Genomic DNA, 15,405 nt, shown 5'->3' with positions numbered 1-15,405 from the left:
ATCACTCCGATCCAATAAATTGTATTTCCTGCATACCCTTTAAATCCAACAAAAATTGATGCAACGCCGAGCTTAAGTAACGTCCAGATTTATAAATAACACCAACCGGATGGCTAATTTCCAGCTCATTCACTTTAACCATCTTAAGTGTTCCCAAGCGAAGCTCGTTCGCAATCGACATCTTCGAGATAATCGCAGCACCAAGATTTAACTCGACCATCCGTTTAACCTCTTCACTGCTTGAGAGCTCCATAACAGTTTGTGGAACTATATTCAAATGCTTAAAAATCTGGTCGACAAACCGGCGGCCAGCTGTTTCTGGCGAGAGCATAATCAATGAAATATCCTGTAGCTTTTCAATCGGTACATGGGCATAGCGACTTAACGGGTGTTGGGGTGATACGACCAATTCAAAGGTATCGTAATAAAGCACAGAGCTCTCCAGAGAAGGATACTTCTCGAACAGATAGGTAATGCCGATATCAATGTTACCATTCTCGACGCTTTGCATAATTTGCGAAGAAGTCATCGAATGAATCGTTGTTTTAATCAACGGGAACTGATTTTGGAAATAGGACAGCACACGCGGCAATATTTGGATCGCAATCGAGGTTGTCGTACCTAGATGGATATGGCCTTGGGGAGTGTGGTTCAAGTCATTCAACCGCTCCTTCAAATCCTCCACCGTATGTAGAATTAACTCCGCATGCTCCAAAAACACACGGCCGCTATCCGTTAAAGTAACTGGCTGGTTACGGTCAATCAGTATGGTTTTGAACTCATCCTCCAAGCTTTTGATTTGTGCAGAAACCGCAGGCTGGGTAAGATTAAGCAATTCTCCAGCTTTGCGAAAGCTCATCGTTTTGGAAATGGTAATTAGTGTTTCCAGTTGATTCAAATTCACTTCATCAGATCCTCCTCTCCAAAGAGTATTTGAAGTCGGGCTTATCTTTTTAGATTGAAATAGATATTTTTTATCAGGGTTAACCATAATATAAATACTATTTCTCGATATAGTCATTATATGACACTTGCCGCCTTGGAGCAAACCTAGTCTTAAAAATAAAACACTTGTTTCTTATTCAAATTTGAATATAATAATTATGATAGAAAAGCAATAAATGGAAGCTACATATTGAAAAGATGAGGGTGAAATATGCCGCAAAAGAAATCGAATGTCCGTTTAACTATTGTCGGTTTAATGCTGGGATTGCTTCTGGCGTCCTTAGACCAAACGATCGTTTCTACGGCAATGCCAACGATTGTAGGTGAGTTTGGAGGCTTGGACAAATTTGTCTGGGTATTTTCCGCTTACTTGATTGCCAATGTCGTATCCATGCCGATTTTCGGCAAGCTATCTGACATGTATGGCAGAAAGAAGTTTTTCCTGCTGGGACTTGTCGTGTTTATGATTGGTTCGGCACTATGCGGGACATCAACGTCGATGTTCCAATTGATCATCTACCGTGCTATTCAAGGGATAGGTGGCGGAGCCTTGTTACCGATCACGTTTACGATCGTATTTGACTTGTTCCCTCCTGAAAAGCGCGGCAAAATGCAAGGCTTGTTCGGTGCCGTTTTTGGTATTTCGAGTGTATTGGGGCCACTGGCTGGCGCTTACTTTACCGATTACGTGAATTGGAAATGGATTTTTTACATTAACCTGCCGCTTGGTGTAGTTTCCCTGCTGTTGATCACATTTTTTTATCATGCAGCACGCCCCAACAATCCGAATCAAAAGATCGACTGGCTCGGAACGGCTACTTTTGCCGCCTCTGTATTATGCTTGATGTTCGGTTTGGAGCTTGGAGGAAAGGAATTCGCTTGGAATTCCGTGCAAAGCTATAGCTTATTCACTGGGTTTGTTGTGCTATTGGCTTTATTTTTATGGATTGAGACCAAGGCATCCGATCCGGTCGTTCCGCTTAAGCTGTTCAGCAATAGGTTGTTTACTGCGAGCATGGGTGCCAGCCTGTTTTATGGAGCGATATTGATGTCGGCTGCGTCCTATATTCCTTTGTTTATCCAAGGTGTGTACCAAGGCTCTGCATCCAGCGCTGGACAAGTGCTAACTCCAATGATGCTTGGGGTCGTGGTCAGCAGTGTTTTTGGTGGGCGTTTCATTAGCAAAACCCCTTACCGCAACATTTTACTGCTATCTTGTGCTTTATTGCTCATCGCGACTTCTTTATTATCAACATTGTCGTTTTATTCACCCGAATGGGTAAAATCACTTTATTCGATGTTTGGTGCTGTTGCACCAGAGCTGACTCCGCGAGGGCTCGTTATTACGTATATGGTGTTGATGGGCCTGGGTATTGGGGTATCTTTTCCTGTCGTTTCGATTTCGTCTCTGCATAATGTGGGCTTCGAGCAACGCGGTACCGTCACCTCCATGGTATCCTTCTTCCGTTCGATTGGCTCTGCGATCGGAGTTACGGTGCTGGGAAGCGTCCAGACCTCTGCGTTAAATTCACGTTTAAGCGAGCTGCTTCCGGGATCTGGAATGGCGGCGATCGATCCTAGGGCATTACTTCAGCCTGAGGTAAGAGCCAGCATTCCACCGCAAGTATTAGAAAAGCTGACGATTGGACTGGCTGACTCGATTGCCTTTGTGTTTCTTTGTACATTGTTAATGGCTGTAGCCACCTTAATCTGTGTTTTATTGATGGGTAAGGCTAGAATGGAAATTCCCGCACATACGAAGCAAAAAGCATAGGAAAAGTGTGGCAGAAATCTATTCGAATTTGAACATCGTGCTTTTGTGGCTTGTGATACAGAAGGGGATATGTGGAAATGTCAATGAAGCTGGTTATCTTGGGGCTTTTAATGGAAAAAGACAGCCATCCCTATGAAATTCGGCAAACGATGATCGAGCGCGCCATGCACCATTACATCAAAATGCGCGACGGCTCCTTGTATTACGCCATCGAGCAGCTGAAAAAAAACCAGCATATCGATACTGTCGAAATCGTCAAGGACAGCAGCCGGCCAGATCGTACGATTTACACCATTACATCGGCTGGCAAGCTGCTTTTCCAAGAGCTGCTGCTCCAGCAGTTTGAGGAAAAAGCGCCGGTATATTATCCGATTGCAACAGCGCTTATGTTTGCAAGCCATGGCGACCACGAAAAGATCCATCAAATAATACTTAAAAAAATCGAGGAACAGCAGCAAAAAAACCGCAAAATGAAGGAAATTTACGACGAGCATGTGCCTACTGTGCCCCGGAGCGTGCTGCATATGATGCATTGTGCTTACGAGCATGGCATTACGCAGCTGCGCTGGCTGGAGCATCTGGCGCAGGACGCCAAGGACGGACGCTTGAGCGAGATTGGGCTTCCCTTGGAGGAATCCAGTTGTGAGGACAGAGAAAGCGTTTAAAGAGAAAGAGTTAAAAGGATGGAAAAAAAAGAGCTGCCCGATGTGCTTTCGGGACAGCTCTTAACCATGTTTATATTATCGTAAATTAATAAGATAGGGTCATCAGATGACCTGATTAATTTTAATGAAATAATAACAGAACAATAGAACGGCTAATTTGAGTTAACCAGCTAGTTAAGCTTGAATAAAGATAAGCTTGTTGAATCTGCTCAATCTGCTCAATCTGCTTTGTCTGACAAAGCTTCTGCAAGCTTCATCAAATGGTCGCATACAAGCTCGGCGTGAACGCCTGTACGCTGCTCATACTCCGCAAGTGTACCGCGGCTAACAAGGCCGGTCAGGACAAGCGCAGTCCGGCAGCCAGCAGCCAACCCGCCCTGTATATCGGTCTGGAGGTTATCACCCACGACCCAGATTTGATTGAACGGCAGCCCCAGCTTGGCAATCGCATAGTTCATGATGATCGGCGAGGGCTTGCCAATAATGGTCGGCTCCGTCTGGCTTGCCCGTTCGATGCTAGCCGCGATGGAGCCTGCACCCGGATGCACCTCACCATTCATCGGCAGCAGGTGGTCGGGATTAGTCAGCACGAAGGCTGCACCGCTGCGAATAAAGCGAACCGCATGAGCAAGCTTCGAGTAGCTGAACTCACGGTCAATCCCCTGAACTACGAAATCAGGCTGCTCGCCTTCTTCGACTATTTTAAAGCCGACCTCCTGAAGCGCTTGCTTTAGCCCGATCTCCCCAATCGCATATACATGCTTGCCGATATTACGTTCCTTCATATATAAGGCAGCCGCTTGCGATGAGGTTAGCACCTCCTCGGGCAAAGCATTGATGCCTGCTTTTCTCAGGTGGGCTGCGACTTGCTCAGGCGTGCGTGACGAATTATTCGTCACATATAAATAGGGATAGCTGTTGTCACGCAGCCATTGAATAAATTCAGGCGCATAAGGAATTGGGGCATCTCCATCGTATAAGGTTCCATCCAAATCCAGTATAAATCCTTTCATAACATTTCCTCCTCCGCTTATACGGTCTATCTGATTGCACATTTCCCCATTGTAGCAAAAATACAAGTAGAAACAAGACATATCATGAGACTACCGACTTCGATTAGCCTTGGCCGAAAAAACGCTTGGGTCTTTTTCTGTACTTATGGCACTCGATACTGTATATTTCAACATATTGAGGGAGTGATTACATGGCAATAGAAATCAGTATTCAACATACACCTAACCCAAATTCGGTCAAAATCAATACGAATCAAACCTTATTCGAAGGAGCGCGAAGTACATCCCTGAAAGCCGGAGATGAAACTGAGCATCCGTTGGCACTTGCACTGCTTGCGATAGCGGGTATCGACAACATATTTGGGATTCGAGATTTTGTTACGGTCAGTAAAACAGCAGACGCTGAATGGGATACAATTTTGCCGCAAGTGAAAGAAGTTTTTCAAGCCGTTTACGCTTAATTGACATGAGTAGTAGTAGCGAGCATCTCCAGAAATCGTGATAGATCGCGATGAAGGGGGTGTTTTTTGTCATATATCCGCCGTGAATCGGAAGTGCTGTGTTGCGGCAGAGAAGGAGTGGTTGGAATTATGAATAAATTCGACAAGCAGGAAAAACGGCTCATGATCGTATGTCTGATTGTCGTCGTTTTATTGTCTATTTCGATGCTTCGTAAATTTTTCACCTGACTAAAGCTTAATGGACGCCATATTGAGCTTTTTGTTCGAAAAATGGTATGAGCGGCTCTCTATCCGTCATAACGTTGTAGTAAGGGATATTACGAATATTGCGAGTGAAGGGAGCAATGGACATGTCATTTTTTGATAAAATGAAGCAGGGAGCATCGGAGGCAGCCAAAAAGGCGCAACAAACGGTGGAAACGACGAAGCTGCGCGTCCAAATCTCATCCAAAGAGAAGGAGCAGGAGAAGTCGTGCAAGCTGATCGGTGAGGCTGTCTACCAAGCGTATGAGGCCGGTAACTGGAAGCAGGCGGAGAAAGAAATCGTCGCCTATTGTGAGCATATTCGGCTTCTGCGCCAGGATATCCAATCCATTGATCTAAAGATCAAGCAAGCTAAGCATGTCAAGGAATGCCGTTGCGGAAAAATGGTTGCAAGCAATGTGAAATTTTGTCCGGCTTGTGGGTTCGCTTTCCCTGATGTACCTCAAGAAGAAGCCGCAGCGGCAGAGGTTTTTCTGCTTTGCCAGGTTTGCCGAACGCCCAATGAAGCGGATACGAAATTTTGCTCGCATTGCGGGATTGTGATGTAAGCTGCAAGCTGCAAGAAGGATCCAAGTGGATGTAAAGGGAAGAGTAAAGCTTCTAATGCGATCACCCCTAGGGGTGATTTTTCTTTGCGCTTCTTACTAACCATTTTTATTCATTTTATAGTTCTTGGTATGGTATCATCATTAAATAGTAAATATTTGATAAATTATTAATTTATTAAATTAAATGATGGAAAGGACAACCCTAACATGACACAGGAATATTCCAATGCCATCCAAAGAAAAATCGACGAGCTGCTACAATTATACCCTCCGCTAACCGCTAGAGAGGATTTACATAGCTATTGGGAGCAAACGCTCGAGAGCTTTGCACATAAACCGCTTAACGCTACGCGGGAGCAGGCGCCATGCCCGCAGCCTTATGTTGATGCTTACCGAGTTACCTACGAAGGCTTTGACCATACCAAGGTTCATGGCTGGTATCTATTGCCGAAGTTCGTTCCTCAGACGAATCTGCCTTGCGTTATTATTTACCCGGGTTATTCGGGAGGGAGCGAATATCCCGAGCAGTACAGCCAATGGCTGCTAATGGGCGTTGCCGTATTTGCTGTCGATGTTCGTGGACAGGGCGGCGACACAGGCAACAATCTGGAGCAATCCTTTGGTATGGTCAAAGGCTGGATGACACAGGGTATATTGGACAAGGATACCTGCTATTACAAAGCAATTACCATCGACAGCCTTAAAGCTGTGGACTGGGTGAGCGAGCAGCCCGAGGTCGACAGCTCAAGGATTGCCCTTGTTGGCGGCAGCCAAGGCGGTGGGCTTGTCTTGATCACAGCAGCATTAAGCGACAAGCCGGCCATAGCTATAGCCAGTATTCCAAACATGTGCCAGATGGATCAGGGCATGCTGACATCAACCGGCTCCCTTACAGAGGCAGCGGCTTTTGTAGCACGGTTTCCCGACCGGCTGGACGAGGTGCTGGAGACACTCAGCTATTTTGATATATTAAATCTGGCTGATCGCATTAAGGTACCCGTTATGATGTCCGTTGGGCTGAAGGATACCGTATGTTTGCCGGAAACCATTTATGCGGCTTATAACCGGATTCAGAGCAGTAAGGAGATCCATGCTTATCCGTTTTCAGGGCATGAGGTTCGGACTTACCATAATCGGCTTATGCTGGATTTTGTCAGCAAGAATTTTTTGGGAAAGAATGAAGATAAGCTCAAGAGGCATTAGCTGTTACCTGAGGAGAAGGCTGGAATTACGAAGCTGGTTGCGACATTGTAGCTGCTTTAAGAATCGAATGGGTGAGACTATTCTAGTCCAGCCTGTCCGGTTTTTTTTTGTATGCAAAGGGAGATACGAAAAAATGTGTGAAGAATGCTTGCCTATTAAAAGGATTTGTGGTTTAATATGTTTAATAGTAATAATTACTATTAAACATATTAAACCTGCGGGAAGGGGTGTCGCCAACGCTTTACAACCTCAAGAATTAGCACGTTTTTGATTGCCTTTTTATGGTTCTGGTAAGTAAAATGGAACGCTAAGTTAGCATTGACTTAAAGAGCATAGGCTGGTAGAATGAAAAAAGTAATTATTACTATTAGAAAAGTAATCATTACTATTTATATTCCAGTTCCTATTAAGCTTCTTGTAGAAGCTTTTTTCTTAGTTAACATATCGTAATAATTACTTATTAAAGAAGGCTCCTTTATTATGAGGAAGCTTCTGCCGGAAAGGAAATGGATTATGCTGCTTGCATCGATGAACAAGGTTGTATTCGGATATAATGAAATACCCTGTCTAGAGGATGTTGATCTGGATATTTACTCCAGCGAATTTGTGGCTGTAGTCGGCCCCAATGGTGCTTCCAAAACAACGCTGCTTAAGCTGGCGTTAGGGCTGCTTAAGCCGTGGAGTGGAGACGTCCAGCTATCGGCTACCAGTGAGAAGGGCGGTAAATTGACGGTTGGCTACGTCCCGCAGCAAATCGCTTCCTTCAATAGCGGATTTCCAAGCAAAATTATGGAGTTCGTGCTCTCGGGCCGCTACAGCAAAGGCTCATGGTTCCGTAAGCTGCAGCCAGCTGACCATGAAATCACAGAGCGTGCGTTGCGCCAGGTCGGGATGTGGGACCAGCGCCACCGTAAAATAGGCGAGCTCTCAGGTGGGCAAAAGCAACGGATTTGCATCGCCCGTGCCTTGGCACAAGAGCCGGATTTATTGGTGATGGATGAGCCCACGACAGGAATGGATCAAGAAAGCCGGTACGGCTTTTACGAATTGATGCACCATCAAGTAAAAGAGCACGGAACTACTGTTGTTATGGTTACGCATGGACTGTCGGAAGTAAACAGCTATCTGGACCGGATCATCGAGCTCGAAAGAAAGGAGCAGGGTGGATGGAAATGCTGCACTACGACTTCATGCAGAGGGCATTTTACGCCGGCGGCATTATTGCAGTAATCGCTTCGGTACTGGGCGTTTACTTGATGCTGCGGCGCCAAGCGCTCATGGCGGATATGCTGTCCCATGTTTCACTGGCCGGCGTTGCCGCGGGTGCCGTCTTGCATGTCAATCCGGCTTTAATGGGGTTTGTCGTTGCGGTCATTGGAGCGATTGCGGTTGAATATGTCCGGCGATCGTATAAAACCTATAGTGAAATTTCAGTTGCGATCATTATGATCGGCGGGTTATCAACGGCGGTTGTATTGATGAGCTTAAATCAAAGCATCAACAAAGGCTTCTCCGCTTATTTGTTTGGCTCCGTAGTGGCTGTCAATGAAACAGAGCTTTACATGATGGTCGGAGCTGCACTTGTTGGCGGCATTTTTTTCTACGCGCTTCGCCGGCCTTTATACCAAATTACGTTTGACGAGGAAACTGCGAGAACCAATGGTCTTCCAGTCAAGCAAATTTCGCTTGGCTTCAGTATCGTCACAGGCATGATCGTAGCAGCAGCGATGCCTATCGTTGGGGTGCTGCTGGTATCTTCCTTGATTATACTACCTGCTGCATTGGCGATTCGTATTGCTCCGAGCTTTGTTTCGTCATTATTTATATCGATGTTGATTGGCCTGGTTGGCGTATTCAGCGGACTGACGGCTTCCTATGAGTTTAGCACGCCTCCAGGAGGTACCATTGCACTTGTACTACTAGCCTTTCTAATAATAGGGATTGCTATCCAAAAATTAGTTTTAAAGCTGAGAAAAGCTGGAAATAAAGGACTGGATACGCAGAACAATGTGGATCAAAGCGAAGTGAAGGGCTTTACTAAAGATCCATTTACCAAAGAATCTGGAGGAAATTAATTATGAAGGCATGGTTGAAGGCATCATTTATTATGGCAGTAGCCTCAAGCATTGTACTTACGGGTTGTGGCAACTCCAAACCAGATTCTCTTTCCGCATTCAGCGGCAAAAAGCTCAAGGTCGCAGCTTCATTTTACCCGATGGTAGAATTCACGAAGCAAGTGGCAGGTGACCATGCGGAGGTGATCGGTTTAGTTCCAGCAGGAGTGGAGCCGCATGATTGGGAACCTTCAGCGCAAGAAATGAAGCTGATTAAAGAAGCCGATGTATTCGTCTATAACGGGATCGTTGAAGGCTGGGCGGAAGCATCCTTGAAGAGCGCCGCTAATGATAAACGGGTTGTGGTAGAAGCTAGCAAAGGTATTGATTTGCTTGAAGGCTTGGAAGAGGAAGAAGAACACAAAGAAGAACCAAAGAAGGATGGAGCCAAGGTAGAGGAGCACCATGACGGTGGGCAAGATCCTCATGTGTGGCTGAGCCCGGCGCTAGCGCAGCAGCAAGTAGCTTCCATTCAAGCGGCACTGGAAAAAGCGGATCCTGCCCACAAGGACGATTACAAGAAAAATGCGGATGCTTACATAGCCAAGCTGAAAGAGCTGGATCAATCCTTCAAAACAGATTTGAACAATCCCAAGCGTAAGGAATTCGTCACCCAGCATGCAGCATTTGCTTATTTAGCGAAGGAATATGGACTTGTACAAGTTCCGATTGCCGGACTTTCCCCAGAGCAGGAGCCAACTCCTGATAAGATGGTAAGCATCATTAAGTTTGCTAAGGAAAAACAAGTAAAGACGATCTTTTTCGAATCGCTGGTTGATCCGAAGGTAGCCGCAACAATAGCCAAAGAAATTGGTGCCAAGACGGAAGTATTGAACCCACTCGAAGGGCTGACGGATGAGGAAATGAAAAAAAATCTCGACTATGTCGGAGTAATGAAAAATAATGTGGCAGCTTTGAAAAAAGCTTTGAATGAATAAGAAGGTCCAGACGACGTAGGGAATATAACTTACTCTCTGCGTTCCGTCATTGTAGATCACGGCTATTATAGCATGCCTGTTTATTGTAATAATTACACTTAAAAGGAGCAAAAACATGATTCCCTTCAAAATACCGGTAACCGTTCTAAGCGGTTATTTGGGTTCAGGCAAAACAACGCTGCTTAATCATGTGCTCAATAACCGAAGTGGGCTGAGGGTGGCTGTTATTGTTAATGATTTAAGTGAGGTTAATATAGATGCCGAGCTTATTAAAAGCGGGGGCGGTTTATCACGTACGGATGAGAAGCTGGTAGAGATGTCCAATGGCTGTATCTGTTGTACCTTGCGGGAGGATTTATTGCGGGAGGTCCAAAGGCTTGCCCAAGAAAACCGGTTCGATTATATTCTGATCGAATCCACTGGTGTTGGTGAGCCTGTTCCCGTAGCGCAAACCTTTACGTATATTGATGAGGAGTATGGGATTGACCTAGCCCAAATATGCCAGCTGGATTGTATGGTGACGGTTGTTGATGCTTATCGTTTCTGGCATGATTTCTCCTCAGGGGAAACCTTGCTGGAACGCAGCCAGGCTGTGGGTGAAGAGGATACCAGGGAAGTTGTCGACCTGTTAATCGACCAAATCGAGTTTTGCGATGTGCTGGTCTTGAACAAAGTCGATATGGTGGAGGAAAGCGAGCTGGTGGAGCTGGAGCAGCTTCTGCGCAAGCTGCAGCCACGAGCCAAGCTCATTCGAGCTGTGCATGGTCAAATCGATCCAGCAAATATTTTGAATACCGGCTTATTCAATTTTGAAGAAGCCAGTACATCGGCAGGCTGGATTCAAGAAATGGAAAAGCCTACGCATACGCCAGAAACCGAGGAATACGGGATATCATCATTTGTGTATGAGCGTATCCAGCCATTTCAGCCTGAAAGGCTGATGGCATGGATGGCGGAATGGCCATCCGAGATTGTGCGGGCCAAAGGCATGATGTGGCTGGCCACACGTAATAATTACGCCCAAAACTTGAGCCAGGCTGGTCCTTCCGTACAATTCGGCCCTGCAGGCCACTGGATTGCTGCGCTTCCTGAGCAAGAACGCGAAGCCATGCTGCAAGAAGACTCGGAGCTGGCTGAAGTGTGGGATGCCGTTTATGGTGACCGGATCAATAAGGTTGTATTTATTGGCATTGAGATGGATCACCAGCAGATTATAGCGTCTCTAGACGAGTGTCTCCTGACTGCAGAGGAGGCGCAGCTGGATTGGACTGGATTCGTTGATAAGCTGCCGAATGTCATGGAGGAAGTACTGTCGATGCCTGTTTAGATCTAAGCAGGCATCCATAAGGAACGAGTTGTTAAGGAGGTGAACAGCTTGCGAGTAATTATTACATTAGCCTGCACGGAATCGGGAGATCGTAACTACACAACTACCAAGAACAAAAGAACACAGCCAGGACGTATGGAGTTGCGCAAATATTGCCCTAGGCTTAAGCGGCATACCCTTCACCGTGAAACGAGATAACAACAAGTAAGAAAAAGCCGGGCTGAGCAGCCTGGCTTTTTCTGGTTAGATCAGATCGCGATAAAATCAAGGTGCCAGATGTGGTGGGTCGCTGTCAAGGGCATAAAGCATTCAGCGGAACCAGAACCATTTCTTGGGAGGAATAAAATGCTTTTCGGAACGTGTCATTCGGACGTATTCAGGGACTTTCGCAGGAGGCGCTTCAGATAGCTTGGTTTCAGTGGCTTCAGCTTCATCTGCAACCACAGGCTTTCCTGGTGGAGTCCAGATGAGCTGCTCAGCTGTCACTGCGATCTCGCCAAGCAGCAGGCGCTGCTCCTTTAATTCCCGTTCCATATCTTCTAATCGTCGAACCAACTTCTGGTTCTCTTGCTTAAGTTCCGTTATGAGCTCATTCAGCAATTTCATGGTAAGCTTGGGACTCGCCAGCAGCAGCTTCAAATCTTCTTCAATTGGGATGTTTGGATTCACGGTCCTTACTCCTTTTAATATTGAGATTACATAGGATAATAGCTTCCTCTGATAGATTTATCCTATCTCAATTCCAGTAAGGATACTGTCACAACCTGCTGTCAGAATCAGGGCATTATCCACGATTATAACAACAAGACAATGGCAAGCAAATCAAACAGCACCAGCGGCAAAATAAATGGAAAAAAGGAAGTATGCACCCGTTTTCCGTCATGGACGGAGGATACCTTGAGATGCACCTTTTTGCCGTCAACTTTGACTATTTTCCCCACATACACGTTCCCATTCTTAGCTTTGATGCGGACACGTCGATTTAAATATCGGACGCATTTTTTGTAGTTAGAAATGACCGTCATTTCGTTCCACCCCCTTTTATATGGTTGTTGAATGATTAGTATATGGGAGAGGAAACGTAAATGTGTGGGACTAACAACTAACAGGTAACTCAGCTATTAAGTCGCCAACACCTTAATTTCCATATTAATGAGTTATAAAACATTTATCATAGATGGCCAAGCTTGGCAACAAAGACCTGTGACTAGGTACAAAGACAGGTGCATAGACTACCCTTAAAGTCGTATTTTAACGAGAAAAACAGCTTTTACTGGGGAAAATAAGTGGCTATATTCGGTGCATAAAGAGAAACAAGACAAAAGTTATATACTTTTTCGACAAAATTAGGTATAATGAGGGGAAATTATGACCTAAACATGATAAGTAATATTGTCACAAAGGAGCCGAAACATCTTATGAAGGCAGAATATATCAATCCATTTTTGGAATCTGCTCGAATTGTCATAGAGCAAGTCGCCAATATTCGTCCTTCGACTGGACAATTGGGGATTAAGGACGTTAAATTCGTAGAGAACCACATTTGGATTCAAATTGGCATGACCGGGGAAATGCAGGGAGATGTCGTATTCGGTCTGCACGAAGAGGTTGCGCTTAAGATGGTTTCCGCGATGATGGGTGGCTATGTGGTGACAGAGATGGATGAGATGAGCAAAAGCGCTATTTCTGAGCTCGGTAATATGATTAGCGGCAATGCTAGCACAATGCTGTTTAACCAGGGTATTCGTGTTGATATTACGCCTCCAAAGATCTTACATTCTGCAAGTGCAGCAGGATTTATCCCTAAGAAGGCACTCACGATCCCGCTTATCATGGAAGGAATCGGCGAGTTAGATATTCAGGTTTTGATTGTCTAATTGAATGGGTAGTCCAACATTACCTGGATGGTGAAATGAAGTGGGAGCTTCCGGCTTGACGGAAAGCTGGCCACTTTTTTTAAAATATTTGTAGGCGCAGAAACTGGGACATTGGTGGAGGTTGAATCATGCTTAGCGGAAAAGTTGTTGTCGTGACAGGCGCCTCCAGCGGAATCGGCGCAGCTATGGTGAAGGAGCTATCCAAGCGCGGAGCTATTCCGATCCTTATGGCACGCTCCGAGGACAAGCTGGGTGGGATTGCTGCTGAATTAGCTGGTGAGCATGGTCTCTACCCGCTTGATGTGACTTCGAATAAGCAGGTGCAGGATACGATGGCAAGTGTCATTAACCGTTTTGGCAGGATTGATGTGTTGATCAATAATGCCGGTTATGGTGTATTTGACAAGCTAACCGATGCTTCTGTGGATGAAATGTCAGAAATGATGAATGTTAACTATATGGGAACCGTACGCTGTATTAAAGCTGTACTGCCTGCCATGCTGGAAGCGCGGAGTGGGCACATCATTAACATAGCTTCGTTAGCCGGCAAAATCGGCTCCGCCAAATCCTCCGGATATTCGGCTACCAAGCATGCGGTGCTTGGTTTTACTAATAGTCTGAGGCAGGAGCTGATGGGCACAGGGGTTAAGCTTTCGGCGATTAACCCGGGTCCGATTGATACGCCCTTTTTTGACAGAGCTGATCCCTCAGGCCAATACATTAAAAATATTAAATGGTTTATGCTTAAGCCTGAAAAGGTGGTGGGCACGATCATACGTACGATTGAACGAGGGACACCCGAGGTGAATATGCCATGGGTAGCAGGCTTTGGAGCCAAGTTTGCCATCTTATTTCCACGGATTTTTGAGAAGGTTGCTTACAGAATGCTGAATAAGAAATAAGGGGCAGTACAGGGGTTATAATCAAACAAGCGCCTCATACCACAGTGATAGTGGGAGAGCGGCGCTTATTTCTTGTCGGAAGGTATCCACATTGTTGCTTATTCATCACCATTCAAATTCTTTTCCTTTAATTCAAGATGCATGGCACGAACCTCTTGAAAAAGGCCACGTATAATAGCTCGGCTCTCCGGATGCTCTTGGTTCCAGTGGCTTGCTAATGCAGGCATCGTTTTGTGGATATGGTTATAGATCGACCATATTTTTATTTTTTCCACCATCTCTGGAGTTTGACTGCCTGTTAGCATTGCTGAGAAGGTTTCCAATAAGGCCTCGAATTCGATATCAAACTGCTCATTCATAGAAGCTCCTCCTTATCGTCATATTAGTAAGGTACAGCTAGTCTAGCGTATTTTAGCGGGTTCTGTAAAGAAGCGGCTTAAGGAGCGACTTACGGGAGGAGAAAACCGATTTATGGCGATCATGGATACGGAGTGGGCATCTGGAACCTTATTGGAGAGAGAGGCTTTGAACAGCAGGAAGCCAGGCGTCTTGTTGTATATGCTGACCTATGCCAGCGACGGCCTGAAGGTCAAAGGCTATTTAGCCGTTCCCGAAGCGGCGGTGCCTTGTCGTGCCTTAATCTTTTGCCGGGGCGGTATCCGCAAGGTAGGCATGCCGAGGAAGCGCAGAATCATGTCGATGGCAGCGCGGGGCTATGTGGTGTTCGCGCCTTTTTACCGCGGCAATATGGGTGGGGAAGGGCGGGATGAATTTGGCGGGGAAGACCGCTACGACATCTGCCACGCCATTACCTTAGTGCAGTCGCTTCCTGAGGTTAAGCCAGGGCCGGTTCCGCTGATCGGATTTTCTCGCGGTGGATTTATGGCGTTATTGGCCGCCAAGCAATGCGAAGGAGCGGGGCCGGTCGTGTTCTGGGGCGGCGTAAGCGACTTATTCGCTACCTACGAGGAGCGCGTCGATCTGCGGCGTATGCTCAAGCGGGTCGTGGGCCATCCGCGCAAGGATGAGGAAGCCTACAAAAGCCGCTCGCCGGTCTATTGGATCCAGGAGATCCATGTGCCTGTCCTGATTGTGCACGGCACGGAGGATACCTTGGTCAGCGTATCCCATGCCTGGACGCTGGCTGAAGGACTTAAGCAAGCGGGCAAGCCATATAAGATCGAGCTATATGAAGGCTTAGGCCACCGCTTTCCGAGGAAGTCTGACGAGCAGGCACTGGACTCGGCTTTTGCCTGGATCACGAATAAGCTGGAGCAGATGGACATCACCTATTGATGTTCCTTAGCTCCATTGGTATGATCATTGTATAAGCTAGTTTGAGCCCCATCGGGGCATTTCGTTTAGGAGGAATTA

The 15,405-nt window shown here is 46.1% G+C and carries 19 protein-coding genes; 14 read left to right on the top strand and 5 right to left on the bottom strand.

Features of this window, described 5'->3' with window-relative positions:
* Position 1: 1 nt before the first annotated feature.
* The gene (locus G9U52_RS10670) at positions 2-904 is read right to left on the bottom strand and encodes a LysR family transcriptional regulator (protein WP_166149146.1); all 903 of its coding nucleotides are present in this window, start codon (positions 902-904) and stop codon (positions 2-4) included.
* Positions 905-1,156: 252 nt separating this feature from the next.
* Between G9U52_RS10670 and G9U52_RS10665 the strand changes: the two genes are divergently transcribed.
* Together G9U52_RS10665 and G9U52_RS10660 are read left to right on the top strand one after the other, a co-directional pair.
* Complete coding sequence (locus G9U52_RS10665) at positions 1,157-2,719, top strand: MDR family MFS transporter (protein ID WP_166149144.1); 1,563 nt, start codon at positions 1,157-1,159, stop codon at positions 2,717-2,719.
* 77 nt (positions 2,720-2,796) lie between these two features.
* Positions 2,797-3,384, top strand: coding sequence for a PadR family transcriptional regulator (locus G9U52_RS10660; protein ID WP_166149142.1), 588 nt, complete (start codon positions 2,797-2,799; stop codon positions 3,382-3,384).
* Between the two features lie 218 nt (positions 3,385-3,602).
* On the opposite strand, the gene G9U52_RS10655 is transcribed toward G9U52_RS10660, so the two are convergent.
* On the bottom strand, positions 3,603-4,397 hold the full coding sequence (locus G9U52_RS10655) for an HAD-IIA family hydrolase (protein WP_166149140.1): 795 nt from the start codon (positions 4,395-4,397) through the stop codon (positions 3,603-3,605).
* Between the two features lie 191 nt (positions 4,398-4,588).
* Here G9U52_RS10655 and G9U52_RS10650 point away from each other — a divergent pair, with 191 nt between their 5' ends.
* The 9 genes from G9U52_RS10650 to rpmG all read left to right on the top strand — a co-directional run bounded on the left by G9U52_RS10650 (position 4,589) and on the right by rpmG (position 11,450).
* Complete coding sequence (locus G9U52_RS10650) at positions 4,589-4,858, top strand: NifU N-terminal domain-containing protein (RefSeq protein ID WP_166149138.1); 270 nt, start codon at positions 4,589-4,591, stop codon at positions 4,856-4,858.
* 66 nt (positions 4,859-4,924) lie between these two features.
* Positions 4,925-5,086 (top strand): hypothetical protein, encoded by a 162-nt coding sequence (locus tag G9U52_RS10645; protein ID WP_166149136.1) that lies wholly within the window; start codon positions 4,925-4,927, stop codon positions 5,084-5,086.
* Between the two features lie 122 nt (positions 5,087-5,208).
* Positions 5,209-5,670: a zinc ribbon domain-containing protein gene (locus tag G9U52_RS10640; protein ID WP_166149134.1), complete on the top strand. Its 462-nt coding sequence runs from the start codon at positions 5,209-5,211 to the stop codon at positions 5,668-5,670.
* Between the two features lie 207 nt (positions 5,671-5,877).
* The gene (locus tag G9U52_RS10635) at positions 5,878-6,873 is read left to right on the top strand and encodes an acetylxylan esterase (RefSeq protein WP_166149132.1); all 996 of its coding nucleotides are present in this window, start codon (positions 5,878-5,880) and stop codon (positions 6,871-6,873) included.
* Positions 6,874-7,386: 513 nt separating this feature from the next.
* Complete coding sequence (locus G9U52_RS10630) at positions 7,387-8,103, top strand: metal ABC transporter ATP-binding protein (RefSeq protein WP_166149526.1); 717 nt, start codon at positions 7,387-7,389, stop codon at positions 8,101-8,103.
* Positions 8,040-8,948: a metal ABC transporter permease gene (locus G9U52_RS10625; protein WP_166149130.1), complete on the top strand. Its 909-nt coding sequence runs from the start codon at positions 8,040-8,042 to the stop codon at positions 8,946-8,948. Before G9U52_RS10630 ends, G9U52_RS10625 begins: the two co-directional genes overlap by 64 nt.
* A gap of 2 nt (positions 8,949-8,950) precedes the next feature.
* The gene (locus G9U52_RS10620) at positions 8,951-9,925 is read left to right on the top strand and encodes a metal ABC transporter substrate-binding protein (RefSeq protein WP_166149128.1); all 975 of its coding nucleotides are present in this window, start codon (positions 8,951-8,953) and stop codon (positions 9,923-9,925) included.
* Between the two features lie 115 nt (positions 9,926-10,040).
* Positions 10,041-11,252, top strand: a complete 1,212-nt coding sequence (locus tag G9U52_RS10615) for a GTP-binding protein (protein ID WP_166149126.1) — start codon at positions 10,041-10,043, stop codon at positions 11,250-11,252.
* Between the two features lie 48 nt (positions 11,253-11,300).
* Positions 11,301-11,450 (top strand): 50S ribosomal protein L33, encoded by a 150-nt coding sequence (gene rpmG / locus G9U52_RS10610; protein ID WP_166149124.1) that lies wholly within the window; start codon positions 11,301-11,303, stop codon positions 11,448-11,450.
* 111 nt (positions 11,451-11,561) lie between these two features.
* Here the strand turns inward: rpmG and G9U52_RS10605 are convergent, their stop codons facing one another.
* On the bottom strand, positions 11,562-11,921 hold the full coding sequence (locus G9U52_RS10605; protein ID WP_166149122.1) for a hypothetical protein: 360 nt from the start codon (positions 11,919-11,921) through the stop codon (positions 11,562-11,564).
* Positions 11,922-12,046: 125 nt separating this feature from the next.
* Entirely contained in the window at positions 12,047-12,277 is a 231-nt protein-coding gene (locus G9U52_RS10600; protein ID WP_166149120.1) for an eL33 family ribosomal protein, read from the bottom strand.
* A gap of 393 nt (positions 12,278-12,670) precedes the next feature.
* Between G9U52_RS10600 and G9U52_RS10595 the strand changes: the two genes are divergently transcribed.
* A complete protein-coding gene (locus tag G9U52_RS10595; RefSeq protein WP_166149118.1) occupies positions 12,671-13,129 on the top strand; it encodes a chemotaxis protein CheX in 459 nt (152 codons plus the stop codon).
* A gap of 125 nt (positions 13,130-13,254) precedes the next feature.
* Positions 13,255-14,031 (top strand): SDR family NAD(P)-dependent oxidoreductase, encoded by a 777-nt coding sequence (locus G9U52_RS10590; RefSeq protein WP_166149524.1) that lies wholly within the window; start codon positions 13,255-13,257, stop codon positions 14,029-14,031.
* A 98-nt stretch (positions 14,032-14,129) separates the two neighbouring features.
* Here the strand turns inward: G9U52_RS10590 and G9U52_RS10585 are convergent, their stop codons facing one another.
* Positions 14,130-14,390, bottom strand: a complete 261-nt coding sequence (locus tag G9U52_RS10585; protein ID WP_166149116.1) for a DUF2573 family protein — start codon at positions 14,388-14,390, stop codon at positions 14,130-14,132.
* Positions 14,391-14,511: 121 nt separating this feature from the next.
* Between G9U52_RS10585 and G9U52_RS10580 the strand changes: the two genes are divergently transcribed.
* A complete protein-coding gene (locus G9U52_RS10580) occupies positions 14,512-15,327 on the top strand; it encodes an alpha/beta hydrolase family protein (protein ID WP_375790246.1) in 816 nt (271 codons plus the stop codon).
* The last annotated feature ends 78 nt before the right edge of the window (positions 15,328-15,405 follow it).

The organism is Paenibacillus agricola, from assembly GCF_011440305.1.
Lineage (GTDB): Bacteria > Bacillota > Bacilli > Paenibacillales > NBRC-103111 > Paenibacillus_S > Paenibacillus_S agricola.
Note: the sequence above shows the minus strand (reverse complement) of the source record. Positions and strands in the feature narration are given on the sequence as shown.

Excerpts from the sequence above, each read along its gene's own strand:
- G9U52_RS10655 (WP_166149140.1), bottom strand. The coding sequence starts at position 4,397 with ATGAAAGGATTTATACTGGATTTGGATGGAACCTTATACGATGGAGAT.
- G9U52_RS10620 (WP_166149128.1), top strand. The coding sequence starts at position 8,951 with ATGAAGGCATGGTTGAAGGCATCATTTATTATGGCAGTAGCCTCAAGC.
- G9U52_RS10640 (WP_166149134.1), top strand. The coding sequence starts at position 5,209 with ATGTCATTTTTTGATAAAATGAAGCAGGGAGCATCGGAGGCAGCCAAA.
- G9U52_RS10600 (WP_166149120.1), bottom strand. The coding sequence starts at position 12,277 with ATGACGGTCATTTCTAACTACAAAAAATGCGTCCGATATTTAAATCGA.
- G9U52_RS10615 (WP_166149126.1), top strand. The coding sequence starts at position 10,041 with ATGATTCCCTTCAAAATACCGGTAACCGTTCTAAGCGGTTATTTGGGT.
- G9U52_RS10665 (WP_166149144.1), top strand. The coding sequence starts at position 1,157 with ATGCCGCAAAAGAAATCGAATGTCCGTTTAACTATTGTCGGTTTAATG.
- G9U52_RS10625 (WP_166149130.1), top strand. The coding sequence starts at position 8,040 with ATGGAAATGCTGCACTACGACTTCATGCAGAGGGCATTTTACGCCGGC.
- G9U52_RS10660 (WP_166149142.1), top strand. The coding sequence starts at position 2,797 with ATGTCAATGAAGCTGGTTATCTTGGGGCTTTTAATGGAAAAAGACAGC.
- G9U52_RS10585 (WP_166149116.1), bottom strand. The coding sequence starts at position 14,390 with ATGAATGAGCAGTTTGATATCGAATTCGAGGCCTTATTGGAAACCTTC.
- G9U52_RS10650 (WP_166149138.1), top strand. The coding sequence starts at position 4,589 with ATGGCAATAGAAATCAGTATTCAACATACACCTAACCCAAATTCGGTC.
- G9U52_RS10630 (WP_166149526.1), top strand. The coding sequence starts at position 7,387 with ATGCTGCTTGCATCGATGAACAAGGTTGTATTCGGATATAATGAAATA.
- G9U52_RS10635 (WP_166149132.1), top strand. The coding sequence starts at position 5,878 with ATGACACAGGAATATTCCAATGCCATCCAAAGAAAAATCGACGAGCTG.
- G9U52_RS10595 (WP_166149118.1), top strand. The coding sequence starts at position 12,671 with ATGAAGGCAGAATATATCAATCCATTTTTGGAATCTGCTCGAATTGTC.
- G9U52_RS10580 (WP_375790246.1), top strand. The coding sequence starts at position 14,512 with ATGGATACGGAGTGGGCATCTGGAACCTTATTGGAGAGAGAGGCTTTG.